Genomic DNA, 23,195 nt, shown 5'->3' with positions numbered 1-23,195 from the left:
TGCTCAGCCCTGCAGCCGGCCCGCGTCCTGCCGCTCGCGAAGATAATCCTCGGTGGTGCGCGGCTTCGCGGGCGGCGCGGCGTGAGGATCGAAGCCCTGGTTGAGCGCCGCCTCGACACGGCAATCGTCGCACATCATCAGCGAGCGGAGGCGCTGCTCGCCGGCCTCGCCCGAGAACATCCAGTGACGCTCCCGCAGCTTGCCGATCACCCGCTCGATGGTCGCCCGGGTGCCGAACGGCTTGGCGCAGGTGACGCAGCAGAACGGCTCCTCCTCCTTCACGATCCGGCGCGGTTCGCTCCAAGCCGCGAAGTCGATCTGCGGCTTCAAGCTGATGACGTCTTCCGGGCAGGTAGCCGCGCACAGGCCGCACTGCACGCAGAGGCTCTCCTCGAAGGCGAGCAGCGGCCGGTCGGCGCTATCCGACAGGGCATGGGTCGGGCAGGCACCGACACAGGAGAGACAGAGCGTGCAGTCCTCAGTGCGAAATTCGAGGCCGCCGAACGGCGCCCCGGCCGCCAGCGGCACCGCGGCGACCGGGGTGGGCGCGGCGGCGTGCATCTCCCGGAAGGCAAGGCGCAGCATCTCGCGTTTGCCGCCGACAGGGACGAAGCCGGCCGCCGCCGCCGCAGCGTATCCTGGCATGTCCGCGCGAAGTGCCGCGCCGAGCGCGTCGGGATCGTCGGTCTCTATCAGGGCGACGGTCGGCGCCTCCGAGCCGGCGCCGTAGCCGAGCGCGTCGGCCAGCGTCCGGCCGAGCGAGACGGTACGGTGCAGGCTGTCGAGGTCGTGCTTCGGGCGCGCGCGCACCAGAACGCGCACTCCGGCCGCACCGTAGGCGAACAGGGCGGCCAGGATCTCGGGGCCGAGTTGCGTCACCTCGTTGACGCGCACCGGCAGGACGTGGGCCGGGAGGCCCTCGCCATAGCGGCCGAGCGCGTCGATCAGCGGCTCGCCGTGGTCACCGTCGTGGAACAGCACCACCGCATCGGCGCCGCCCGCCGCGCGATAGGCGCGCATCAGGCTACGCAGGCGGCGCATCAGAGCATCGGCCGGCGGCAAGGCGTAGTTGGCCGCCCCTGTGGGACAGACGGCGGCGCAGCTTCCGCAGCCGGCGCAGACGTAAGGGTCGATCGCCACGGTGTCGCCGGCCGGCGCGATGGCTCCCGTCGGGCAGACATCGAGGCAGCGGGTGCAGCCGGTGATGCGTGAGCGGGAATGGGCGCAGAGCTCGCCGCGGAAGTCGATGAAGCGGGTCTTGTCGAACTCGCCGACGAGGTGGGACGCCGCCATCACCGCCCGCTCGACCGCCGCCGGGTCGCGCGGATCGGCGCGCAGGTAGCCGCTGCGCAATTCGTGCGCGGGGAAGAGTGGCGTGCCGCCGGTGAGATCGAGGATCAGGTCGCAGGTCGAGACCGCGCCGTCCCGTCCCGCCCCGAACACGAGATGCGTGCGCGAGGACGGTGCCGGCAGGGCGTAATCGTCGATGCGCAGTTCGAACGCCCCGAGATGGCCGGTCGCTCCGCGCACCGTGCCCCGGAGCACCGGAAACTCGTTGCGGTGGAGCGGCGCGACCTCGCCCGGCCGGCTCAGCAGCACCGTCACATCGAGATGCTCGGCCAAACGCCGCCCGGCCTCGATCGCGGCCTCGTCGCGCCCGTAGATCAGGGCGACGCCCCGGCTCTCCAGCGGCACGGTGCCGGCGACGGGCACCGCCTCCGCCGCCGCAGCGAGCAGGGCGGCCATCTTCGGACCGGATCTGTCGGCCTGCGACGACCAACCGGCGGTCTCGCGGATCTTGGCGAAAGCGACGCGCTCCTCCGCCTCGTGCTCGGCGGCGACCTCCTCGAACAGAGGTGCCTGCAGCGTGCAGGAGACGGTGATCGGCGCACCCGAGGCCAGGGCTTCGCGGTAGCGGTCGAGTTCACGGCCGCAGAGCTGGTCGGCGGTGCGCACGCGACCGCCGCAACCCTTTTCGAGGGCCGCGACATCGAGCGGCATCGTCTTCTCGCAGGAACAGGCGAACACGAGACGATCGGACACGATTGAACCTGAGACGATTGGAAGAGCCGGAGGGCCCTTCGCGCGGGGGCCTGCCTTCCATATACTCGTATCATTCTAAAACGACGAACGGACATGCGGGCGCAGGCGCCCGGCACGGCTCATGACCCTCCCCCTCGATATCGGATCGCCGGCTCTGCGCCCCGCTCCCCTGGTCCTGCCCCCGGCCTTCACGGGACTCGTTGCGGCGGGCGCCCTCGGTGCTGCCGGGCATGCCTGCCGGCTGGCCGAGACCGGCGCGGCGGATGCCGGAACCCTCCTGATGGAAGAGCGCGACGACGTCATCGCGCTCGCCGTGGTGCTGGCGCCGACGGAGGCACTCGCGACGGCGCGGCGGGCCTTCTTCGTCGGAATGCAGGCCCTGGCGGATACGGTCGGCACCTTCGGTCCGCCGGAGATCCCGGTGACCTTCCTGTGGCCCGACACCCTAACCTTCAACGGAGCACGCCTCGGCGGTGGCACCCTGCACTGGCCGCAGGGCTGCGCCGAAACCGAGACGCCGGATTGGCTCGTTTTCTCGGCGATGCTGATCGCCTCAAAGCGGGATGCGGGCGATCCCGGCCTCACGCCCGAGTCCACCTCCCTGGAGGAGGAAGGCTTCCCCACGGACCTGCGCGAGGCGCTGGTGGAGAGCTTCGCCCGCCACCTGACCAAGGCGTTCGAGATCTGGAGCGAGGACGGTGCCGCGCGCTCGACCGGACGCTACCTCGCCCGCCTCGCTCTGCCGCCGGGGGCGCGGGCAACGATCGATCCGGAGGGCGATGCCCGGCTCATCCACGCCGACGGGCGCGGCGAATCCCTGCCGCTGATGCCGGCGCTGGTCACCCCCACCTGGCGCGACCCGGCCACCGGAATGGTGCGGCTGTGACGAAAACCCAGACGTCGGGCAAGCTGCCGCGCACCTTGCGGCTCGACCCCTCCGACACCTTCGTCTTCGCTCAGGCCGCCGAGCCCGGCGAGTGGGCGGTGACGGGATCGTTCCTGTTCTTCGATGCCGATCTCTCGGCCCTGACCGGCAAGGATCGGGCGGCGTTCCGCTCCGGCTTCGTCGGCGTGCGTTCGCTCGGCTTCTCCACGCTCGTCGTCGTCAGCGAGGCGAGCGATGCGGAGCGCGAAGCCGCGGTCGAGGACCTCGCCCGTCATATCCACGAGCGTCTCGGCGCGCCGGATCGCGAGGCCGCATGCGCCGCCGCGCGCGAGGAGATCGAGGTCGCGGCCTCGCTGTGCAACCTGCCGGTCGGGAGCGTGGTGGCGATGCATCGAAGCGAGCGCGACGGTGAGATCGCGGAGGAGTTCCGCACCCTGCACCAGCGCGCGCCGGGCGCGGACCCGCTGCACGGGCGCGCCTTCCACTTCGTCGAGACCGACGAGGACGGACCTGAGGAGCAGGCCGACCTTCTGGGCCTTCTGAACGGAGCCCCCGCGGGGGCGAAGCGAGCATGACCGAGTTCTGGGTATCGAGCGGCCATCATCTCACGCAGCGCACCGAGGGCGGCGGCCTCGCCGTCACCGACGAGCTGATCCTGGCCTATCTGGCGCGTCCCGAACTGGTGCCGCCGGAGGAGGCCTGCGCGGCCGAGCGCGCGCTCCATGCCAGCCTGCTCACCGACCCGCGCCGGCGGGTCGAGAGCGGTGAAGTCGACAAGATCGCGGATGCGGATGCGCGGGAGAACTGGGCGGTGATGCTCGCCTTCCGCGACCGTCTCCTGTCGGCTCGGTCGGTCGAGGCGGCCTATCTCGCGCTGGTGCGCGGCGGGCTGCAGGGCGTGCCGGGCCTCTTCCTGAGCCAGCTCGTTCACCTGATCCTGCGCAACGCCCTGGACGGCTGCGACGACCCGTTCGTGCTGCGCGCCGCCGAGTTGTTCTTCCGGCCGCAGCGGGTGAGCCTTCACGAGGGCGCGGTGCTGCTCGCCGATGCCGAGGTGATCGAGGCGCGGGAGGGTGGTGCGCCGCTCTCGCCCCTGGTCTCGATGCTCGGCAAGAAGGCTGCGAGCGAACTCGATATTCTCAACGAGGAGAACGCCTGGACCTATTGGAGCCGATCGGACGCCTTCACCATGGCGCTCAATCTCAGTTCCAGTGCCCGAAGCCGGGACGGCTTGGCACGGGCGATCGAGGCTTTCGTGCGCCACTTGCTCAACGCCGAGGTCACGGTCGCGCCGCTTGCCCAACTGGAGGATCCCGACTGGCGCTGGTTCGTCGGACTCGATGCCGAGGGCACGCGGATCGGCAATGCGCTCTGGCGGGGCGAAACGCTCGATGACGCTGCCCGCGAGCGGGTAATCGCCGTGTTCAGCCTCACCTTCGCCGATCCGGCCAGTGTCGACCCGCGGGTCGGTGACCGGCCGGTCTACCTGTTGCTCGCCATGACGCCGGATAAGACGGTGCAGCTCAAGCCCCAGAATCTCGTTGTCGGATTGCCGCTGGCTTCCGACCGGGCCGCCGCGTGAGGCTGGACATGACATCGGACGACACGCCGCAGACGCTGCCGCAACGCTTGCCGGAGGACCGCTTCGAGGTCGGCATCATCGTGGCGCGCCGTCGTCTGAAAGGACCATGGGCGAGCCATGCCTGGCTGCCGGTGGCCGCCCTGCCGGCGGCGCCACAGGCCGCCCCCTGGACCCAACTCTCCGAGACGGAGGACGAAGCGACCTTCTACGCCGGCGCCCACGAGGTGATGCTGCACATCGCCGAGACGGCGCATTATCGCGACAACCTCGTCTCCGGCCGCCCTTCTCTCTGGGTCACCCTGCACGCCACGGCGGAGGACACCTACGAAGTCGCGAGCGTCACCGCCGACCCCTACGAGGGCGAGTCGATGGCCGAGGGCATCGGCGAGATCGTCGAGGCCGTGCCGATGCCGCCCGAGATTCAGGCGAAGCTGCTGGCCTTCTTCGAAGCGTTCCACATCGAGCGCAAGTTCGAGAAGCGCAAGCGCGACCGCGCCGACCCCGAGGCCCTGGCCCGGCGGGCACCGGGCATGCAGGGGAAGCCGGAATGAGCGACAGCTTCCTCTCCCGCTGGGCCCGCCGCAAGGTCGCCGTGCGCACCGCCGAGCGGCAGGAACCGCCCGCCGCACCGGACACGGTCGGAAGCGAGGCCCTCGGCAGCGCCGCTCCGCCGAGCGAGGCCGACCTCCGCGCCGATGGTGGTCCGGACCCCGTGCCGGACGACTGGCTCGCGCGTCTCCCGTCGCTCGATGCCCTGACGCCGGAAACCGACCTCACCGCCTTTCTTCAGGCCGGTGTCCCGACGGCCCTGCGCAACGCGGCCCTGCGGCGGATGTGGTCGCTCGATCCGGCGATCCGAGACTTCGTCAGCGAGGCACGGGAATATGCCTACGACTGGAACACGCCGGGTGGCGTGCCGGGCATGGGCCCCCTCCTCCCGATCGACGATGTGAAGGCGATGCTGAAGCGCGTCGTCGACGGCGTTCCCGTCGCGGAAGAGGCCGCGTCGGAGCCCGAGGCCGCGGAGGCCGCAACGGAGTCTCGTGAAGCCCCTGCGACTGCGGAAGGTCCCGAGCCCAAGGCGATCGCCCGATTCGAGAAGGCGACGCCGCCGACGGCCGTTTCGCCGCCTCATGTCGCCGCTTTGCCGGATGATCATGCCGAGGTAGCGCAATCAGCCCCAGTTCGGCCCCGCCTGCGGCGCCATGGAGGGGCGATGCCCTCGTAATTCACGCGCATTTCGATTGCGGCAGATCAAAACGCTTTTTATTATCGGTCCAAACAAGCGGTCCTTGAGACGGGCCCGAGGGACATGATGGGTTCGGTTGCGTCGGTGATGGCACTTCCGGGAGATGAGGTGTCTGGTGTCGGCGGGCTGCCGGACGACATCGATCTCCTGCGCGCGCAGCAATACGATCTCCTGGCCGCCCTGCTCGGGCGCGCTCCGGACCCATCGTTGCTGGCCGCGCTCGTCGCACTCAAGGATGGCGAGGGCGTTCTCGGCCGGCAGGTCGCGGCCCTGCGCCGCGCGGCGGCGGAGACCGGTGCTGAGGCGGTGGAGCGCGAGTACTTCGCGCTGTTCATCGGTGTCGGCCGCGGCGAGCTTCTGCCTTACGCCTCTTACTATCTCACCGGCTTCCTCAACGAGCGTCCGCTCGCCCGCGTGCGCGAGGACTTCGCCGCGCTCGGCATCGAGCGCGACGAGTCGATGAGCGAGCCGGAGGATCATCTTGCGATCCTCTTGGAGGTGATGGCGGGGCTCGCGGCTGGCCGGTTCGAGGCCGAGCCCAGCATGCAGGCGCGCTTCTTTGCCCGCCACATCGAGCCCTGGGCCGAACGCTTCTTCGCCGACCTGGAGAACGCGAAGGCGGGACACTTCTACCGCGCGGTCGGGGGGCTTGGCCGCGCGTTCATCGAGATCGAGGCGGAAGCCTTCGCCATGGAAGGCTGAAGGGCTTCTCGATCGTGACAAATGGGATCGAGGCGCGTTGCCGGAGAGCAGGCAGCCGCCGAAGGAGACGAGGGTGATGCGACAGGATCCGAAGACGCTCGGTCGTCGCCAGTTCTTCCGGGCGCTCGGTGGCAGCACGGTCGCCGCCGCGGCGGCCGTAGCCTCGCCGATGGGGGCGACCGAGGCGCAGGCCTACGATCCCGGCAACGACGAGACCAGGGCCCGGTATCGGGAGAGCGACCACGTAAAGGCGTTCTACCGCACCAACGGCTACGAGACCCTCAAGAAGAACACCGATCCGGCATCGACCGGTCCGAAGTGAGGCTGCCATGCTGATCAAGCGCAAGAGCGGCGAGGCTGCTCGCACCAAGCACCAGGCCGTCGCCGCCGGCCTCGCCGCGGGCGTGCTCGACCGCCGCGCCTTCCTGCGGAAATCCGGCCTGACCGCCGGCGCGCTCGCCGCTGCCGGTACGATCCAGCTCGGCTCGGTGCGGAAGGCCAAGGCCGCGGGATCCTCCGCGGTCGGCCCGGACACGGTCATCAAGAAGAACGTCTGCACCCACTGCTCCGTGGGCTGCACGGTTACCGCCGAGGTCGTGAACGGCGTCTGGGTCGGTCAGGAGCCGTCCTGGGCGAGCCCGATCAATCGCGGCACGCACTGCGCCAAGGGTGCGGCGATCCGCGAGCTGGTCTCCTCCGACCGCCGCCTCAAATACCCGATGAAGCTCGAGGGCGGGCAGTGGAAGCGGATCTCGTGGGATCAGGCCTACGAGGAGATCGGCACCAAGCTGACCGCCATTCGCGAGAAGAACGGCGCGGACTCGGTCTACTGGCTCGGCTCGGCCAAGTTCACCAACGAGGCCGCCTACCTGATGCGCAAGTTCGCGGCCCTGTGGGGCACGAACTCGATCGACCATCAGGCGCGCATCTGTCACTCGACCACGGTGGCGGGCGTGGCCAACACCTGGGGCTACGGCGCTCAGACGAACAGCTACAACGATATCCGCAACGCCAAGACGATGATCATCCTCGGCGGCAACCCGGCCGAGGCGCACCCGATCTCCATGCAGCACGTGCTGTCGGGCAAGGAGATCAACCGCGCGAACATGATCGTCATTGATCCGCGCTTCACCCGCACCGCTGCCCACGCGACCGAGTACGTGCGCATCCGCTCCGGTACCGACATTCCGGTGGTCTGGGGCATCCTCTGGCACATCTTCCAGAATGGCTGGGAGGACAAGGAGTTCATTGCCCAGCGCGTCTACGCGATGGACGACGTGCGCAAGGAAGTCGCCAAGTGGACGCCCGACGAGGTCGAGCGCGTCTCGGGCGTGCCGGGCGAGCAGCTGCGCCGCGTGGCGGAGAAGTTCGCCAAGGAGAAGCCGGCGACCCTGATCTGGTGCATGGGCGCGACCCAGCACACGGTCGGCACGGCGAACGTGCGCGCGCTCTGCATCCTGTGCCTGGCCACCGGCAATGTCGGTAAGCCGGGAACGGGCGCCAACATCTTCCGCGGCCACACCAACGTGCAGGGTGCGACAGACCTCGGTCTCGATGTGACGTCCCTGCCGCTCTACTACGGCCTCGTCGAGGGCGGCTGGCGCCACTGGGCCCGCGTCTGGGAAGTCGAGTACGAGTGGCTGCAGTCGCGCTTCGATGAGGTTCCGGCGAAGGGCGGCCGCAAGGCGCGCACCCGCAAGGAGAACATGGAGGCGCCCGGCATCACCTCGACCCGCTGGTTCGATGCCGTGAACCTGCCTCCGGAGCAGATCGACCAGCGCAGCCCGGTCAAGGCCTTCATGGTGTTCGGCCATGGCGGCAACACCGTGACCCGCATGCCCGAGGCGATCGAGGGCATGAACAAGCTCGAACTGCTGGTCGTGGCCGATCCGCATCCGACCACCTTCGCCGCGCTCGACGCCCGGCAGGACAACACCTACCTCCTGCCGATCTGCACCTCGCTGGAGATGGACGGCTCGCGCACGGCCTCGAACCGCTCGATTCAGTGGGGCGAGCAGATCGTGAAGCCGGCCTTCGAGTCGAAGAACGACTACGAGGTCCTCTACCGTCTCGCGGAGAAGCTCGGCTTCGCCGACAAGCTCTGCAAGAACATCAAGGTCGAGAACGGGGTCCCGGAAGCCGAGGACATCCTGCGCGAGATCAACCGGGGCGGCTGGTCGACGGGCTATTGCGGGCAGTCGCCGGAGCGGCTGAAGGCGCATATGCGCAACCAGCACAAGTTCGACCTGGTGACGCTGCGCGCGCCCAAGGACGATCCGGAGGTCGGCGGCGACTATTACGGCCTGCCCTGGCCGTGCTGGGGCAAGCCCGAGATCCGGCATCCGGGCTCGGCGATCCTCTACAACACCAATCTCCACGTGAAGGAGGGCGGCGGCGGCTTCCGCGCCCGGTTCGGCACCGAGCGCAACGGCCAGACCCTGCTGGCCGAGAATTCGTTCTCGAAGGGCTCGGACCTGACCGACGGCTATCCCGAATTCACCTTCGGGGTGTTCAAGAAGCTCGGCTGGGACAAGGATCTCACGCCCGACGAACTCGCCACGATCCTCAAGATCGGTGGTGAGAAGCCCGACACCGTGAGCTGGGCGACCGACCTCTCGGGCGGTATCCAGCGCGTCTGCCTCGACCACGGCGTCTCGCCCTTCGGCAACGGCAAGGCCCGGGCCAATGCCTGGAACCTGCCCGATCCGGTGCCGGTCCACCGCGAGCCGGTCTACTCGCCGCGCCCCGAACTGGTGGCGAAGTACCCGACCCGTCCCGACGAGCGGCAGCTGCGCATGCCGAATATCGGCTTCTCGGTACAGAAGTCGGTGGTCGATCGCGGTGTCGCCAAGGACTTCCCGATCATCCTCACCTCGGGCCGCCTCGTCGAGTACGAGGGCGGCGGCGAGGAGACCCGCTCGAACCCGTGGCTCGCCGAGCTGCAGCAGGACATGTTCGTCGAGATCAACACCGGCGACGCGGCCGAGCGCGGCATCAAGGATGGTCAGTGGGTCTGGGTCTCGGGTGCCGAGAACAACGCCAAGACCAAGGTCAAGGCGCTGGTGACCGACCGCGTCGGCAAGGGCGTGGCCTTCATGCCCTTCCACTTCTCCGGTTGGTACCAGGGCAAGGACATGCGCGACTACTACCCGAAGGGCACCGACCCGGTGGTGCTCGGCGAGAGCGTGAACACCGTGACCACCTACGGCTTCGATCCTGTGACGGGCATGCAGGAAACGAAGTGCACCCTGTGCCAGATCGCAGCGGCCTGAGAGGAGCGACCCAAACTATGGCCCGGATGAAGTTCCTCTGCGACGCGGACCGCTGCATCGAGTGCAACGCCTGCGTCACCGCCTGCAAGAACGAGCACGAGGTGCCCTGGGGCATCAACCGGCGGCGCGTCGTCACGCTCAACGACGGCAAGCCCGGCGAGCGCTCGGTCTCGATGGCCTGCATGCACTGCACCGACGCGCCCTGCGCGGCGGTGTGCCCGGTGAACTGCTTCTACACCACGGCGGATGCCGTGGTGCTGCACTCCAAGGACATCTGCATCGGCTGCGGCTACTGCTTCTACGCCTGCCCGTTCGGCGCGCCGCAATACCCGCGGGTGGGGAACTTCGGTTCGCGCGGCAAGATGGACAAGTGCACCTACTGCTCCGGCGGCCCCGAGCCCGACTTCTCGACCGCCGAGTACGAGAAGTACGGCTCGAACCGTCTCGCCGAGGGCAAGCTGCCGCTCTGCGCCGAGATGTGCTCGACCAAGGCGCTCCTCGCCGGCGACGGCGAGATGATCGCCGAAATCTACAAGCAGCGGGTGATCAAGCGCGGCTACGGCTCCGGCGCCTGGGGCTGGAAGACGGCCTACCGCGAGACCGTGGCGATCTGAGCCCCTGCCGGCGCGGGCTGACCGAGCCCGCTCCGGCGAGCTGTGACGACCCTTCGAAAGGAACGCCGATGCGGCGGGCGACGACCTTCCTCAGCACCTTTTTCCTGGCGGTGATGCTCCTTGCCGCGCCGGGCGCCCATAGTCCGGCGCAGGCGCAGAACCCGATCCAGGCCGATGGCCAGAATCCGATGGGCGCCCGGCCGACGGCGGATTCGGTCAACGAGGAGTTCCTGTTCAAGCAGGAATCCAAGATCCGCGGCCGCGTGTCGATTCCGGACGGCAAGTCGGCCAACCTGATCCAGCCGCAGGGCCGCGAGTATCAGAATTTCCGCGAGCGCTGGCTGCCCTGGATCGGCGCACTCGTGATCCTCGGCATGCTCGCCGCCCTCGGTGCGTTCTTCCTGTTCCGTGGCCGGATCATGATGGAGCACAGCCAGGAGTCGGGGAAGAAGATCCTGCGCTTCAACGCCTTCGAGCGCTTCACCCACTGGATGACGGCGGTGTGCTTCATCATCCTGTCGCTGTCTGGCCTGAACTACATCTTCGGCAAGCGCCTGCTGATGCCGCTGATCGGCCCGGAAGCATTCGGCGCGATCGCGCAATGGGCCAAGTACAGCCACGTCTATCTCGCGTGGCCGTTCATGCTCGGCGTCGCCTTCATGTTCGTGCTCTGGATCCGGGACAACATCCCGAGCAAGGTCGATTGGGCCTGGATCAAGGCCGGCGGCGGACTCATCGGCAAGGGCCACCCCCATGCAGGCCGCTTCAACGCGGGTCAGAAGGGCGTGTTCTGGATGGTCGCCGGGTTCGGCGCGGCCATGGGCGCCACCGGCTTGATGATGCTGTTCCCCTTCGCGCTCACCGACATCAACGGGATGCAGGTGATGCAGGTGATCCACTCGGTGATCGGCATCGTCTTCATCGCCGGCATCCTCGCCCACATCTATATCGGCACGCTCGGCATGGAGGGCGCCTACGACGCCATGGGCAGCGGCAAGGTAGATCTCGCCTGGGCGCGGGCGCACCATGATCTCTGGGTCGAGAAGGAGCAGGCGCGCACCGGCAGCGGCCCGCAACTGAAGGGCCATCCGGCGCCCGCCGAATAATCAAGCCGGAGGCCGGCGGCGCGGGCCGGCCCCCTCACCGGGCGACGCCCGCGCGCATCGAGGCCTCGAGTCTCCAAGGACGACACGACCATGAAAGCCTTCATCGCCGCCATCATCGCCGCCGTCGCCCTCGGGGTGCTGGCGATGTTCGCGCTCACCAGCAATCAGAAGTTCGCCTATCAGGCCTTCGCCACCTCCGGCGCCCGCGTGTCAGAGCCCGGCACCAACCTCGTCGGTCCACGCTGGAACGGCGACCCGGCTCCGGACGAGTACGGCTCCGAGGCCGAGCCGCACGGCAAGGCCGAGGGGACGGCCTCGCAGCCGAAGCGCTCCTGAACGCCGACCGACACGCCTAGCGGACAATCGACGGAGTGACCCGATGAAGCCTTCGCCTCTCACCCGGCATCTGGCCGGCGGCCTTGCGGCGTACGCGCTCCTCGTCGGCGCCGCCGCAGCGCAGGACGCGGCGCCTGCCGCTTCGCCCGCTCCCCAGGCGGCCTCGGGCAAGCCGGCCAATCTCTGCCAGGAGCTCGTCGCGTTCGTGAAGCAGCCCGAACCCGCCAACAAGGCCGCGACGACGCCGGCGCAGCAGGCGACCGCCGTCTCGAACCCCTCCGGAAAGACTGAGGGCGGCAAGCCGTCCGACGGCGGCGAGCCTCAGAAGACGTCGGGTCTCAGCGGCGCCGTCAACGAGACCGGGAACGGACCTGCATCGGGCAAGCAGACCGCCAATCAGTCCGGCAACCCGGCGGTGAATCCGCACGCCAAGGCCAATGCCGAGGCCAAGAATCCCCCTCCTCCGGCAACGCCCGCTCCGGCTCCGAAGCCCGATCCGGCGACCATTGGGAAGATCGAGGCGGCGGCCGCTGCCAACGATCTCCCCGCCTGTCGGGAGGCGGCCCGCTCCATGCGCTTGGCCGGCGTGGTCATGCCGCCGCCCCTGCTCGCGCTTGCGGCTCTCGACCTCAAGTTCTTCCAGCCTTGACGTGGCGGGCGGCGGAGCCGCCCGCCCCTCACGCCGCGCCCGGAAGCGGCGTCGTCGGGCTCGCGACGGCGGACGGCCTGTCCGCGCCGCCGCGCACCAGCGCGATCACCAGGGCCGCGATCGTCAGCAGGTCGCAGGTCAGGCCGAAGACAGAGCCGACCAGCGTGTTGTGGAGCGCCCAGCACGAGGACGCGCCCAGGAACACCCGGCGCATCGTCTGAGGACTGGCCTGAAGGCGCGCCAGCGTCGCGAGCAGCGATCCGAGACCGGCGCAGGCCGAGGGCCAGCCGTTCCAGGTCGCGAGCGTCAGGCCGAGCGCGATGAGGCTGCTCGCCAGGAACAGCGGCGCGACCCAGGGCGCGCGGAAATCGGGTCCGATCCAGCGGGCCGCCACCACGCTCTGCATCACCGAGACCAGACACATCGCCGTACCGGTCTGCGCGCCGAGCTGAAGGAAATGCAGCGCGAAGCAGGCCGAGCAGGCCGCGGAGGTGAGCAGGATCAAACTTCGTCGCGGCATCATTCCGCCCGCGAAGCCGAGGCCAAGCCCTAAGCTTCCAAACAGGTCAAGATGTTCACGCGCGGCATTCCACGCGAGTGGGACAAGGTCTGCGGAGGACATGATGGGGGATCTCGAACGACGCGTCTTTCACTCTTATTGACGATCGTTCCGTTGAGGCTTGTTCTTGACTGTTGCTTCACGGCTTCGCCAGAGCTTGGCGAAAGCAGTTCCAAGCGGGCGCATGATCGCGCCCGTCTTGGTCAATGCGCTATTCCTGCGTGGTAACCGGATCGTTAATAGGGCGAGAACCGATCCTCGGCGTGGCATCGCTGCCTCACCTGTGGAGGCTCGCACCTCTTTCGCATGGGTGAGAATGAACGTTCATTGACATGAGAATGAACGTTCACTATCAAGCTCGGGCAGCGTTGGAGTTGGCCATGAGCATGTCGATCGGCGGTCGGGCGTCTTTCCCATCCACATTCGGACGCCACAGCGATCTCGGCCCCTCCGGCTCCACGGACAGCTTCAGCCCGTTCCGGCTGCTGCGCCTGGTCTGCACGCCCGCCAACCTCCTCGTCTGCGCTGTCGTGGCGTTCGGCTGGTTCGCGCTGATCGGCTGGACCGGCGCCGGCCCGGACGGGTGGCAGGCACGCATGTGCGCCGATCTCGATCTTCAGCCGCGGGCCTGCGCCGCGGTGCAGTTCACCGGCGAGGCGGGCCGAACCGCTTCCGTCGGCACCGTCGGGGCCTCGTCATGAGTGCTGCGGCCGGCGCCGTCGTCGACGCCCGAAACGGACAATCAGCCCGGCGCGAGCAGATCCTCGACGCGGCCGAGGCCTGTTTCGTCCGAAACGGCTTCCATCGCACCACGATGCAGGATCTCGCCCGCGAGGCCTCGATGAGCCCGGGCAACATCTACCGCTACTTCGATTCCAAGGAAGCGGTCGTCCTCGGGCTGGCCGAGCGTGACCGCGAGCGGGGCGCCGTTCTCGTCGAGGCGATGGAGCGGTCCGGCGACAAGCGGGCCGCGCTGATGGGCGTGCTCGCCCGCTTCTTCCACGACATCACCCGTGAGGCCGCGATCCTGCGTCTCGACGTCTGGGCGGAGGCAACCCGCAATCCGGCCATCGGGACGATGGTCGAGTGCGGCGACGAAGAGGGCCGCCTCTGGCTCATCGCGATGTTCGACGCGATCAAGACCTCGCCGGACTGCGACCCGGCCGCCCTGTTCGACGCCGTGGCGCCCTTGATGAAGGGGATCATCGTCAGTCGGGCGCTCAGCGCCGACTACGATGCCACCCCGGCCGTGGCGCAGCTTCAGGCCGCGATCGACGCGGGCCTGTCCGGAATGCTTCCCTCCTCCCGCCGCGATCCGGAGACCGGTCGATGACACCCGTCCGGCATCTTGCCCGGTCCCTTTCCAGGTCCCTTGCCCGGTCTCTTGCCCTGCCCGCTCTGCTGCTCGCCGCGTCGGCGCCGGTTCCGGCTCGGGCCGAGACCGCATCGCCTTCCCCGGCGACCGGCGCACCGGCCCCAGTCGTCAGCGTGGTCGGTGCCGAGCGCCGTGAGATCGTCGAGAGCGTCGTCGTCACCGGGACGCTGGTTCCGCGCGACGAAATCCTCGTCACCCCCGAAATCGACGGCTATCGTCTCGTCGAGCTGCTGACCGAGGAGGGCATGCGGGTCGAGCGGGGGCAGGTGCTCGCCCGCCTCAACCGCGACCTGATCGACCGGCAGCTCGCCCAGCAGAACGCGCTGATCGACAAGGCCTCCGCCGCGGTGCCGCAGGCGCAGAGCAACATCGAGCAGGCGGAAGCCGCGGAGCTGGAAGCGCGCCTCGCCTACGACCGCGCCAAGCAGTTGATCCAGACCGGCAACACCACCGCCGTGATCATGGAAGGCCGCACCGCCGCCCTTCGGCAGGCCGAAGGCAAGCTCGCCTTCGCCCGCAACGGGCTCGCCATGGCCAAGGCGGAGCTCGCGCAGGCCAAGGCCGTGCGCGACGAGCTCGAATTGCGGCTCACCCGCACCGAGATTCGTGCGCCGGAGGCCGGCATCGTCAGTCGCCGTACGGCGCGGGTCGGCATGGCGACATCGTCGTCGGCCGAGCCGCTGTTCCGGCTGATCGCCCGAGGCGAGATCGAGCTGGAAGCGGAGGTCATCGAGACCAAGCTTCCGCTGGTGCGCGAGGGCGCTCCCGCCTTCATCGAGATCGGCGAAGGCGAGCGGGTCTCGGGCAGCGTCCGCGCCGTCTATCCGGAGGTCGACAAGGCCAGCCGACTCGGCAAGGTCCGCGTGCGCCTCGATCCCGATCCCCGCCTGCGCATCGGCACCTTCGCCCGCGGCGCGGTCGAACTCGCCCGCACGCGCGGTGTCACCGTACCCCAGGCCTCCGTCCTCTACGGGGGCGGCAAGCGCAGCTCCGTCCTCGTGGTGACGGACGACAAGGTCGAGGCCCGGGAGGTCCGCACCGGCCTGTCGGACGAGGACGACATCGAGATCCGCTCCGGCCTGTCCGAGGGCGAACGCGTCGTGGCCCGCGCCGGCAGCTTCCTGCGCGACGGCGACCGCGTCCGTCCGGTCCCGCTTGACCGACAGGGCCAGTCACCGGCGGCCATCTCCGCCGCGCCCTCGCCGCAGGCCACCGCCGACGCCGGTCTGCGCTGAGGCGGTCCCCGCCTCGGCTCCTGAGACATCGATCCTGACGGGTTGCCGCGATGCGCCTGAACATCTCCGCCTGGGCGATCCGGAATCCGATCGCACCCCTTGTCCTGTTCCTCGTGCTGGTGGTGCTCGGCCTCGTCAGCTTCCGGGGGCTCGCCGTCACCCGCATGCCCAACGTCGACGTGCCGATCGTCTCGGTGACGATCACGCAGGGCGGTGCCGCTCCCTCCGAGCTCCAGACACAGGTCACGAAATGGGTCGAGGACTCGATCGCGGGCGTGCGCGGCGTCAAGCACATCACCTCGGCGATCACCGAAGGCTCCTCCGTCACCACGGTCGAGTTCCGGCTCGAGGTGAACACCGACCGGGCCGTCAACGACGTGAAGGACGCGGTCTCGAAGATCCGCATCAACCTGCCCCGCACCATCGACGAGCCCATCATTCAGCGCGTCGAGATCACCGGTCTGCCGATCCTCATCTACGGCTTGAAATCGCCGGCGATGACGCCGGCCGACCTGTCGTGGTTCGTCGAGGATAAGGTCGCCCGCACGCTCCAGGGCGTGAAGGGCGTCGGCGGCGTCGAGCGCGTCGGCGGCGTCGCCCGCGAGATCCGGATCACGCCCCTGCCCGACCGGCTGCTGGCGCTCGGCATCACCGCGGCGGACGTCAACCGGCAGGTCCGCGTCACCTCCGCCGACTTGGCGGGCGGACGTGGCGAGGTCGGCGGACGCGAGCAATCGATCCGCACGCTCGCCGCCTCGCGCACCATCCGCGACCTGAAGGCCACCTCCATCGTCCTGCCCGGCGGGCGCAAGGTCCGCCTCGACGACCTCGCCACGGTCGAGGATTCGATCGAGGAGCCGCGCACCTTCGCCCGCTTCAACGGCGAGCCCGTCGTCGCCTTCTCGGTCTCCCGCGGCTCCGGCGCGAGCGACGCCGAGGTCGCGGCCGGCGTCGAGAAGAAGATCGCCGAATTCGCCGAGAGCTATCCCGACATCCAATTCCAGGAGATCGACTCCTCCGTCGCGGCGACCCGGGGCAGCTACGCCTCGGCGATGCACACGCTGATGGAGGGTGCGGCGCTCGCCGTGATCGTGGTGTTCCTGTTCCTGCGCGACTGGCGCGCCACTCTGATCGCCGCCGTCGCCCTGCCGCTCTCGGTCTTCCCGACCTTCTGGGCGATGGACGCGCTCGGCTTCACCCTCAACGGCATCAGCCTGCTCGCGATCACCCTCGTGACCGGCATCCTCGTCGACGACGCCATCGTCGAGATCGAGAACGTCGTGCGCCACATGCGGCTCGGCAAATCGCCCTACCGTGCCTCGATCGAGGGCGCCGACGAGATCGGGCTCGCGGTCATCGCCATCACCGCGACCCTGATCGCGGTCTTCGCCCCCGTCTCCTTCATGGGCGGCATCGCCGGGCGCTACTTCATCCAGTTCGGGCTGACCATCGCCGTGTCGGTGTTCATGTCGCTGCTGGTGGCGCGGCTGATCACGCCGCTGCTCGCCGCCTACTTCCTGCGCGACCACGGCCACGCCGAGGAGCGCGAGGGCCCGGTGATGCGCGCCTATACCCGCTTGGTCGGCTGGTCGGTGCGCCACAAGTGGATCACCCTGATGGCCGGGTTGGCGCTGTTTGCCGGCTCGATCGTCTCCACCAAGCTCCTGCCCTCGGGCTTCATCCCGAAACAGGACAATGCCCGCACCCTGTTCATGGTCGAGCTGGCGCCGGGCGCCCGGCTCCCCGACACGATCGCGGTCGCCGACCGGGTGGTCGAGCGCATCCGCGCCCTGCCGGAGGTCACCTCGGTCTTCGTCGACGGCGGCCGGCAGGCCGGCGGCAAGAAGGAGACGCGGCTCGCCACGCTGATCGTGAACCTCAGCCCGAAGAGCGAGCGGGCGAAGCGGCAATGGACCATCGAATCCGAGATCGCCGTTCTGCTGGCGGCAGAGCCCGACATCCGCTCATGGACCCTGCGCGACAGCGGACAGCGCGACCTCGCCCTCGTCGTCAGCGGTCCCGACGTCGATGTGGTGACGGAGGTCGCCGCGCGGCTCCAGCGCGACATGGCCGCGATCCCGCACCTCATTTCCGTGATGTCCACGGCGCCGCTGAACCGCACCGAGGTGCGCATCCGTCCCAAGGAAGGCGCGGCCGCCGATCTCGGTGTCTCGACCGATGTCATCGCCGAGACGGTGCGGGTCGGCACCATCGGCGACATCGGCATCAACCTCGCCAAGTTCAACGCCAAGGACCGGCAGGTGCCGATTCGGGTGCAGCTTCCCGAGAGCGCCCGCGGCGCGGTCGCGCGGCTCGAAAACCTGAAGGTCCCGGCCAAGAACGGGACGGCGGTGCCGCTCGCGGCGGTGGCCGACATCGAACTCGACCAGGGCCCCGGTGCGATCGAGCGCTACGACCGCGCCGTGCGCGTCGCCGTCGAGGCCAATATGGAGGGCTCCGACGCGCTCGGATCGCTGATCGAGCAGGCGCTCGCCACGCCGACCGCCCGGAACCTGCCGCCGGGGGTCACGATCCGTCAGACGGGCGACGCCGAGATCATGCAGGAGGTCTTCTCCGGCTTCCTCATGGCGATGGGTGCCGGCATCATGATGGTCTACGCGGTGCTGGTGCTGCTGTTCGGCTCGTTCCTGCAGCCGCTCACCATCCTGTTCTCGCTGCCGCTCTCCATCGGCGGGGCGATCCTCGGCCTCCTGATCTGCCACATGCCGATCTCGATGCCCGTGGTCATCGGCATCCTGATGCTGATGGGTCTGGTGACGAAGAACGCGATCATGCTCGTGGACTTCGCCGTCGAGGAGATGCGCGCGGGCGTCGACCGCGTGACCGCCATCGTCGATGCCGGGCGCAAGCGGGCCCGGCCCATCGTGATGACCACCATCGCCATGGCCGCCGGCATGGTGCCCTCGGCGCTCGCGCTCGGCATCGGCGGCGAGTTCCGCGCGCCGATGGCGGTGGCGGTGATCGCCGGGCTCATCGTCTCGACGCTGCTGTCCCTGGTCTTCGTGCCGGCGGTGTTCCTGCTGATGGACAGCCTCGGCAATGGTCTGGGGCGCCTGCTCGGCCGCTTCGTCGGACCGCGCGACGAGCCGGGTGACGCGCCTGCCCCGGCGGCGCATCACGGATAGTGTTCCCCTCGCATCGGCTCATCGATCCGCCGATGCCCTGCCATCGCGCTGCCTCCTTCGGAAGCGCGCGGTACGCCGGCCGGCCCGTGCACCGCCCCCTCGCATGGGCCGGCCGGTTGTTTTCAGCGGTCTACTCCCCCGCTCGGGCCGTTCGGCTCTGAGCCGACGCTCAAATGTCCCGCCCCTGATAGACCGCGGGATCCTCGCTGCGCCGCACTCCGACGCGATCGAACACGCGACCGTCGATGGCGGCGAGGCCGCATCCGATGAGAACCATGCCGAGGTAGTGGCGCGGGTCGAGGTGCTCGCCCAGCAGCAGCGCGCCGAGCAGGATGGCGGAGACCGGGATCAGGAAGGTGACGAGCAGGAGGTTCGTCGCGCCCGCACTCGCCAGCAGCCGGAAGTAGAGGAGGTAGGCGAGCGCCGTGGACAGCGCCGCGATCCCGAGCACGGCCCCCCAGACCGCCGGACTGGGCAAAGCCAGGGTCCAGGGCCGATCGATGACGAGCGCGACCGGCAGGAGCAGGAGCGTCGACGCCGTGACCTGCCCCGTGGCCGTGGCGAGCGGAGAGACGCCCATGCGCCGGAAGCGCCGTCCGAAGATGCCGGCCAGGGCGTAGGACAGGGCCGCCCCGAGCACCGCGAGCTGCGCCGGCAGGTTGCTCCCGGCCTCGGCAAAGGCGCCCGCCCCGATCATGACGGACACGCCCCCGAGACCGACGAGCACGCCCGCGAGCCTGTTCCCGGTCATCCGCTCGTCGGAAGTGAGCATGTGGGCGACGACGACCGTGAAGAGCGGTGTCGTCGCATTGAGGATCGCCGCAAGTCCGGAAGCGATATGGGTTTGTCCCCAGACGATGAGGCAAAAAGGCACGACGTTGTTGAGGAGTCCCATGCCGAGAAAGGCCGCCCAGGCCTCGCGGCAGCGGGAGCGGTGAGGATCGGCGAAGGGAAGGATGAGATTGAGAATCAGCGCGGCGATCCCCACGCGCAGGACGACGAGGGTCAGCGGCGGCAGGGCGGAGAGTGCCACGCCAGTGAAGAAGAACGATCCGCCCCACAGCACGGACAGACCGAGCAGCATCGCCCATTGCGCCGCGGACATGGGACGATTGAGAGCGTGCGACATCGCGAGGCTCCGGCAGGTGTGATCGATCCGGTGTGTGATCGATTCCTGCCTACGGCTTCGTCCGGGTGAGCCGCCTCCCGTTTCCTGCTCTCAAATCCTATTTCGCGAGCGATCGTCCGCGATCGTCACCTCGTCCGGTCGAGCAGGCTGGTGACGACGCGGGCGGTGTAATCCACCATCGGCACGATGCGGGAATAGTTGAGCCGCGTCGGGCCGATCACGCCGACGACACCGACGATCTTCTGGGCACCGTCGCGGAAGGGCGCGGCGATCATCGAGGAGCCGGAGAGCGAGAACAGCTTGTTCTCCGAGCCGATGAAGATGCGCACGCCGTCGCCCTGCTCGGCCCGCGCCAGCAGTTCGATGACATCCTTCTGCGTTTCGAGGTCGTTGAACAGCAGGCGGATGCGTTCGAGATCTTCGGCCGCGCGCAGATCGTCGAGCAGGTTGGCCTGCCCGCGAACGATGAGCTGGCGCGCCTCGGACGGGCCGACGGAGGTTGCGAGCCCGGCATCGACCAAGCGTTCGGTCAGCGCGTCGAGTTCCCGCTTCATCGCCGTGCGGCCGGCCTCGATGTCCGCCCGCAGGGCGTCCAGAGTCCGGCCGCGCAGACGGGCGTTGAGGAAGTTCGAGGCCTCCTGCAGCGCGCCCGCCGGTAGGCCCGGCGGAAGGTCGACCAGCCGATTCTCCACCGTGCCGTCGATCGAGACGAGGACGACGAGGGCCCGGTCGGCGTCGAGACGCACGAACTCGACATGCTTGAGCCCGGCATCGACTTTCGTGGTCAGCACCACGCCCGCGCCGCGCGAGATGCCCGACAGCAGCGAGGAGGCTTCGGCCAGTGCCGAATCGAATGTGTGGCGCGAGGCCGCCGCCTGCATCTGCGCCTCGATGCGCGCCTTCTCGGCGAGATCGACGTCGCCGATCTCCATCATCGCATCGACGAAGAAGCGCAGGCCGAGCTCCGTCGGCAGGCGCCCGGCGGAGGTGTGGGGCGCGAAGATGAGCCCGGAATGCTCCAGATCCGCCATGACATTGCGGATCGAGGCGGGGGACAGGCTCATGGGCAGGATGCGCGCGAGGTTGCGCGACCCCACCGGCTCACCGGTGGTGACGTAGCTCTCGACGATCTGCCGGAAGATTTCTCGGGCGCGCTCGTTGAGGGCGGAGAGCGCTTGGGGCTGCGGCTGCACGATCGGCTGAACGGTTTCGACCCGGGACACTGAAAGCTGACGAATGATTGTGGGCGCTCAGGGGCCGCCGATCAATCCTCGCCCGACACGACTTCGCGGCAGGCACGACATCGCAGCAGGCAAACGTGACCGCTGGAGGGATCATTCGGCGACCTTAGGTCGTTTCATGGACGGGGACCCGCTCTCGAGCGAGGTCCCGCGTAACCGACGTTCGAATGATAAGGGAGCTCTCGACAGTGCTTACAGGCGCACGGAAGACCATGGTCAAGGCCGCCGCCCTGGCGATCGCAGTGACCGGCCTCGGGCTCGCTTCGGCGCCCCGCGCCGCACAGGCCGCCCCGCTCCCGATCCAGACCGAGGCGGCAATGCCGGCCGGCGACGCCATCGAGCAGGTGCAATACCGGCCGCACCGCCACTACCGCCGGCACTACCACCACCGCCGCCACATGCACCGTCACCACCGCTTCCACCACCCGCGCCATCATCATCACCGGCGCCATCATCATCATCACCGCCGCTGGTGACCGGCCGGCAAGGCTTCGAAGGGGCTGTCGTCGTGAGACGGCAGCCTCTTTCGTTTTCAAAGCACGCATCGTCGCGGAAAGCCGCTGCCGGCTCTGGGAAAGGAGCGACGCGCTCGGGCGGTTGCCGCGGACGCTGGCAGCGCCTAAGAGCCCGGGCTTCGAATTTTGATACGGAGTTGGCTCGGATGCGTCCCTCGAAGCGCGCGGCGGACGCGCTGCGTGACGTCACGCTGGAGCGGGCGGTTGCTCGCTACGCGGAAGGCTCCTGCCTCGTCACCTTCGGCAACACCCGCGTCCTCTGCACCGCCTCGCTGGAAGAGCGCGGCCCGCCGTGGCTGCGCGGCTCCGGCAAGGGCTGGGTGACCGCCGAATATTCGATGCTCCCCCGCGCCACCCACGAGCGCACCCGCCGCGAGGTCAATTCGGGCAAGCCGTCCGGCCGGACGCAGGAGATCCAGCGGCTGATCGGCCGCTCCCTGCGCGCGGTCACCAACCTGCCGGCCCTGGGCGAGCGCCAGATCACGATCGACTGCGACGTGATCCAGGCCGATGGCGGCACTCGCACGGCCTCGATCACCGGCGCCTGGGTGGCGCTGCACGACTGTTTCAGCTGGATGCGCGCCCGCTCGATCATCTCGGTCGATCCGTTAAAGGATCATGTCGCGGCGGTTTCCTGCGGCATCTACAAGGGCCAGCCGGTGCTCGACCTCGACTACGCCGAGGATTCCGCCGCCGAGACGGATGCCAACTTCGTCGTCACCGGCAAGGGCGGCATCGTCGAGGTGCAGGGTACCGCCGAGATGGAGCCGTTCACCGACGAACAGTTCCTCGAATTGCTGCGTCTGGCAAAGGGTGGCGTGGCGCAGCTCGTCGAGCTGCAGCGGAAGGCCATCGCGTGAGCGCGCACCGCATTCTCTCCGGCAAGGTCGTCATCGCGACCCACAATTCCGGCAAGCTCGTGGAGATGCGCGAGCTGTTGGCGCCCTTCGGCGTCGAGGCGGTCTCGGCCGGTGAACTCGGGCTGTCCGAGCCGGACGAGACCGGCACGATGTTCGCCGAGAACGCGGCGATCAAGGCCCTCGCCGCCGCAAAGGCTTCGGGCCTGCCGGCCTTCGCCGATGATTCCGGGCTCTGCGTCGACGCGCTCGACGGCGCGCCGGGCCTGTTCTCCGCGCGCTGGGCCGGTCCAAACAAGGATTTTTCCGGCGCGATGAGCCGGATCGCCGCGGAGCTCGACCAGCGCGGTGCCTCCGATCGGCGCGCCCATTTCGTCTCGGCCCTCGTCCTCGCCTGGCCCGACGGCCATACCGAACTGTTCGAGGGCCGCGTCTTCGGCGATCTGGTCGAGCCGCGCGGCAGCCTCGGCTTCGGCTACGATCCGATGTTCCGCCCCGAGGGCATGGACCGAACCTTCGGCGAGATTTCGTCCGAGGAGAAGCACGGCGTCGACTGGCAGAGCGGCAACGCGCTGTCGCATCGGGCACGGGCCTTCGTGCTGCTCGCGCGGGCCTGCCTGCGCCGGCCGGGCTGAACTTTCGTTCGAGCCCCGGTCTCCCCACACCCGTACGACGAACCCGCCGTACGGCTCCGTCCCA

Annotated in this window: 23 protein-coding genes; 19 read left to right on the top strand and 4 right to left on the bottom strand. The window is 69.0% G+C overall.

Going from position 1 to position 23,195, the window contains the following annotated elements; translation table 11 throughout:
- Positions 1–3 precede the first annotated feature (3 nt).
- Positions 4–2,001, bottom strand: a complete 1,998-nt coding sequence (locus HNR01_RS00530; RefSeq protein ID WP_183666377.1) for a 4Fe-4S binding protein — start codon at positions 1,999–2,001, stop codon at positions 4–6.
- A 163-nt stretch (positions 2,002–2,164) separates the two neighbouring features.
- On the opposite strand from HNR01_RS00530, the gene HNR01_RS00525 reads away from it, so the two are divergent.
- The 12 genes from HNR01_RS00525 to HNR01_RS00470 all read left to right on the top strand — a co-directional run bounded on the left by HNR01_RS00525 (position 2,165) and on the right by HNR01_RS00470 (position 12,439).
- The gene (locus HNR01_RS00525) at positions 2,165–2,929 is read left to right on the top strand and encodes a biotin/lipoate--protein ligase family protein (RefSeq protein WP_153875691.1); all 765 of its coding nucleotides are present in this window, start codon (positions 2,165–2,167) and stop codon (positions 2,927–2,929) included.
- Positions 2,926–3,504 carry a DUF6505 family protein gene (locus HNR01_RS00520; RefSeq protein WP_017482692.1) on the top strand — a complete coding sequence of 193 codons (579 nt, stop codon included), beginning with the start codon at positions 2,926–2,928 and terminating at the stop codon, positions 3,502–3,504. The genes HNR01_RS00525 and HNR01_RS00520 overlap by 4 nt, the downstream gene beginning before the upstream one ends.
- On the top strand, positions 3,501–4,511 hold the full coding sequence (locus HNR01_RS00515) for a DUF6352 family protein (protein WP_153875692.1): 1,011 nt from the start codon (positions 3,501–3,503) through the stop codon (positions 4,509–4,511). Before HNR01_RS00520 ends, HNR01_RS00515 begins: the two co-directional genes overlap by 4 nt.
- Before the next feature lie 8 nt (positions 4,512–4,519).
- Positions 4,520–5,062 carry a DUF3305 domain-containing protein gene (locus HNR01_RS00510; RefSeq protein WP_183665980.1) on the top strand — a complete coding sequence of 181 codons (543 nt, stop codon included), beginning with the start codon at positions 4,520–4,522 and terminating at the stop codon, positions 5,060–5,062.
- Positions 5,059–5,739: a DUF3306 domain-containing protein gene (locus HNR01_RS00505; protein ID WP_183665978.1), complete on the top strand. Its 681-nt coding sequence runs from the start codon at positions 5,059–5,061 to the stop codon at positions 5,737–5,739. The genes HNR01_RS00510 and HNR01_RS00505 overlap by 4 nt, the downstream gene beginning before the upstream one ends.
- A gap of 87 nt (positions 5,740–5,826) precedes the next feature.
- On the top strand, positions 5,827–6,462 hold the full coding sequence (locus HNR01_RS00500) for a TorD/DmsD family molecular chaperone (RefSeq protein ID WP_153875729.1): 636 nt from the start codon (positions 5,827–5,829) through the stop codon (positions 6,460–6,462).
- 76 nt (positions 6,463–6,538) lie between these two features.
- Complete coding sequence (locus HNR01_RS00495; protein ID WP_017482687.1) at positions 6,539–6,784, top strand: formate dehydrogenase; 246 nt, start codon at positions 6,539–6,541, stop codon at positions 6,782–6,784.
- A 7-nt stretch (positions 6,785–6,791) separates the two neighbouring features.
- Positions 6,792–9,734 carry a formate dehydrogenase subunit alpha gene (locus HNR01_RS00490; protein WP_183665976.1) on the top strand — a complete coding sequence of 981 codons (2,943 nt, stop codon included), beginning with the start codon at positions 6,792–6,794 and terminating at the stop codon, positions 9,732–9,734.
- A 17-nt stretch (positions 9,735–9,751) separates the two neighbouring features.
- A complete protein-coding gene (gene fdh3B / locus HNR01_RS00485; protein ID WP_003605051.1) occupies positions 9,752–10,348 on the top strand; it encodes a formate dehydrogenase FDH3 subunit beta in 597 nt (198 codons plus the stop codon).
- A gap of 68 nt (positions 10,349–10,416) precedes the next feature.
- On the top strand, positions 10,417–11,454 hold the full coding sequence (locus tag HNR01_RS00480) for a formate dehydrogenase subunit gamma (protein WP_153875696.1): 1,038 nt from the start codon (positions 10,417–10,419) through the stop codon (positions 11,452–11,454).
- A 90-nt stretch (positions 11,455–11,544) separates the two neighbouring features.
- Positions 11,545–11,790 (top strand): hypothetical protein, encoded by a 246-nt coding sequence (locus HNR01_RS00475; RefSeq protein ID WP_153875697.1) that lies wholly within the window; start codon positions 11,545–11,547, stop codon positions 11,788–11,790.
- A gap of 43 nt (positions 11,791–11,833) precedes the next feature.
- Complete coding sequence (locus HNR01_RS00470; RefSeq protein ID WP_017482683.1) at positions 11,834–12,439, top strand: hypothetical protein; 606 nt, start codon at positions 11,834–11,836, stop codon at positions 12,437–12,439.
- Positions 12,440–12,467: 28 nt separating this feature from the next.
- Here HNR01_RS00470 and HNR01_RS00465 read toward each other — a convergent pair whose 3' ends face one another.
- On the bottom strand, positions 12,468–13,061 hold the full coding sequence (locus tag HNR01_RS00465; protein ID WP_153875699.1) for a YgjV family protein: 594 nt from the start codon (positions 13,059–13,061) through the stop codon (positions 12,468–12,470).
- A gap of 317 nt (positions 13,062–13,378) precedes the next feature.
- Between HNR01_RS00465 and HNR01_RS00460 the strand changes: the two genes are divergently transcribed.
- The 4 genes from HNR01_RS00460 to HNR01_RS00445 are packed head-to-tail and all read left to right on the top strand — an operon-like array spanning position 13,379 to position 18,754.
- Complete coding sequence (locus HNR01_RS00460) at positions 13,379–13,699, top strand: hypothetical protein (protein WP_183665974.1); 321 nt, start codon at positions 13,379–13,381, stop codon at positions 13,697–13,699.
- Positions 13,696–14,331, top strand: a complete 636-nt coding sequence (locus tag HNR01_RS00455; protein ID WP_017482680.1) for a TetR/AcrR family transcriptional regulator — start codon at positions 13,696–13,698, stop codon at positions 14,329–14,331. The genes HNR01_RS00460 and HNR01_RS00455 overlap by 4 nt, the downstream gene beginning before the upstream one ends.
- On the top strand, positions 14,328–15,608 hold the full coding sequence (locus HNR01_RS00450; RefSeq protein WP_183665972.1) for an efflux RND transporter periplasmic adaptor subunit: 1,281 nt from the start codon (positions 14,328–14,330) through the stop codon (positions 15,606–15,608). Before HNR01_RS00455 ends, HNR01_RS00450 begins: the two co-directional genes overlap by 4 nt.
- A 50-nt stretch (positions 15,609–15,658) precedes the next feature.
- Positions 15,659–18,754, top strand: a complete 3,096-nt coding sequence (locus tag HNR01_RS00445) for an efflux RND transporter permease subunit (protein WP_183665970.1) — start codon at positions 15,659–15,661, stop codon at positions 18,752–18,754.
- A 169-nt stretch (positions 18,755–18,923) separates the two neighbouring features.
- Here HNR01_RS00445 and HNR01_RS00440 read toward each other — a convergent pair whose 3' ends face one another.
- Positions 18,924–19,883, bottom strand: a complete 960-nt coding sequence (locus HNR01_RS00440) for a DMT family transporter (protein ID WP_183665968.1) — start codon at positions 19,881–19,883, stop codon at positions 18,924–18,926.
- A 125-nt stretch (positions 19,884–20,008) separates the two neighbouring features.
- The gene (hrcA, locus tag HNR01_RS00435) at positions 20,009–21,106 is read right to left on the bottom strand and encodes a heat-inducible transcriptional repressor HrcA (RefSeq protein ID WP_183665966.1); all 1,098 of its coding nucleotides are present in this window, start codon (positions 21,104–21,106) and stop codon (positions 20,009–20,011) included.
- A 230-nt stretch (positions 21,107–21,336) separates the two neighbouring features.
- Here hrcA and HNR01_RS00430 point away from each other — a divergent pair, with 230 nt between their 5' ends.
- From HNR01_RS00430 to rdgB, 3 genes are all read left to right on the top strand, one after another.
- Positions 21,337–21,600: a hypothetical protein gene (locus HNR01_RS00430; protein ID WP_153875703.1), complete on the top strand. Its 264-nt coding sequence runs from the start codon at positions 21,337–21,339 to the stop codon at positions 21,598–21,600.
- A 185-nt stretch (positions 21,601–21,785) separates the two neighbouring features.
- Positions 21,786–22,499: a ribonuclease PH gene (gene rph, locus HNR01_RS00425; protein WP_017482675.1), complete on the top strand. Its 714-nt coding sequence runs from the start codon at positions 21,786–21,788 to the stop codon at positions 22,497–22,499.
- Complete coding sequence (rdgB, locus tag HNR01_RS00420; protein WP_183665964.1) at positions 22,496–23,131, top strand: RdgB/HAM1 family non-canonical purine NTP pyrophosphatase; 636 nt, start codon at positions 22,496–22,498, stop codon at positions 23,129–23,131. The genes rph and rdgB overlap by 4 nt, the downstream gene beginning before the upstream one ends.
- The last annotated feature ends 64 nt before the right edge of the window (positions 23,132–23,195 follow it).

This window comes from Methylorubrum rhodesianum, from assembly GCF_014199985.1.
GTDB classification, from domain to species: domain Bacteria; phylum Pseudomonadota; class Alphaproteobacteria; order Rhizobiales; family Beijerinckiaceae; genus Methylobacterium; species Methylobacterium rhodesianum.
The sequence above is the reverse complement of the archived record's forward strand: the minus strand, read 5'-3'. Positions and strand labels throughout refer to the sequence as shown.

Excerpts from the sequence above, each read along its gene's own strand:
- HNR01_RS00515 (WP_153875692.1), top strand. The coding sequence starts at position 3,501 with ATGACCGAGTTCTGGGTATCGAGCGGCCATCATCTCACGCAGCGCACC.
- HNR01_RS00495 (WP_017482687.1), top strand. The coding sequence starts at position 6,539 with ATGCGACAGGATCCGAAGACGCTCGGTCGTCGCCAGTTCTTCCGGGCG.
- HNR01_RS00530 (WP_183666377.1), bottom strand. The coding sequence starts at position 2,001 with ATGCCGCTCGATGTCGCGGCCCTCGAAAAGGGTTGCGGCGGTCGCGTG.
- HNR01_RS00460 (WP_183665974.1), top strand. The coding sequence starts at position 13,379 with ATGAGCATGTCGATCGGCGGTCGGGCGTCTTTCCCATCCACATTCGGA.
- HNR01_RS00445 (WP_183665970.1), top strand. The coding sequence starts at position 15,659 with ATGCGCCTGAACATCTCCGCCTGGGCGATCCGGAATCCGATCGCACCC.
- HNR01_RS00510 (WP_183665980.1), top strand. The coding sequence starts at position 4,520 with ATGACATCGGACGACACGCCGCAGACGCTGCCGCAACGCTTGCCGGAG.
- HNR01_RS00525 (WP_153875691.1), top strand. The coding sequence starts at position 2,165 with ATGACCCTCCCCCTCGATATCGGATCGCCGGCTCTGCGCCCCGCTCCC.
- HNR01_RS00455 (WP_017482680.1), top strand. The coding sequence starts at position 13,696 with ATGAGTGCTGCGGCCGGCGCCGTCGTCGACGCCCGAAACGGACAATCA.
- HNR01_RS00440 (WP_183665968.1), bottom strand. The coding sequence starts at position 19,883 with ATGTCGCACGCTCTCAATCGTCCCATGTCCGCGGCGCAATGGGCGATG.
- HNR01_RS00505 (WP_183665978.1), top strand. The coding sequence starts at position 5,059 with ATGAGCGACAGCTTCCTCTCCCGCTGGGCCCGCCGCAAGGTCGCCGTG.
- fdh3B (WP_003605051.1), top strand. The coding sequence starts at position 9,752 with ATGGCCCGGATGAAGTTCCTCTGCGACGCGGACCGCTGCATCGAGTGC.
- HNR01_RS00480 (WP_153875696.1), top strand. The coding sequence starts at position 10,417 with ATGCGGCGGGCGACGACCTTCCTCAGCACCTTTTTCCTGGCGGTGATG.
- HNR01_RS00470 (WP_017482683.1), top strand. The coding sequence starts at position 11,834 with ATGAAGCCTTCGCCTCTCACCCGGCATCTGGCCGGCGGCCTTGCGGCG.
- HNR01_RS00465 (WP_153875699.1), bottom strand. The coding sequence starts at position 13,061 with ATGTCCTCCGCAGACCTTGTCCCACTCGCGTGGAATGCCGCGCGTGAA.
- HNR01_RS00500 (WP_153875729.1), top strand. The coding sequence starts at position 5,827 with ATGGGTTCGGTTGCGTCGGTGATGGCACTTCCGGGAGATGAGGTGTCT.
- HNR01_RS00430 (WP_153875703.1), top strand. The coding sequence starts at position 21,337 with ATGGTCAAGGCCGCCGCCCTGGCGATCGCAGTGACCGGCCTCGGGCTC.
- HNR01_RS00490 (WP_183665976.1), top strand. The coding sequence starts at position 6,792 with ATGCTGATCAAGCGCAAGAGCGGCGAGGCTGCTCGCACCAAGCACCAG.
- HNR01_RS00450 (WP_183665972.1), top strand. The coding sequence starts at position 14,328 with ATGACACCCGTCCGGCATCTTGCCCGGTCCCTTTCCAGGTCCCTTGCC.
- HNR01_RS00475 (WP_153875697.1), top strand. The coding sequence starts at position 11,545 with ATGAAAGCCTTCATCGCCGCCATCATCGCCGCCGTCGCCCTCGGGGTG.
- rph (WP_017482675.1), top strand. The coding sequence starts at position 21,786 with ATGCGTCCCTCGAAGCGCGCGGCGGACGCGCTGCGTGACGTCACGCTG.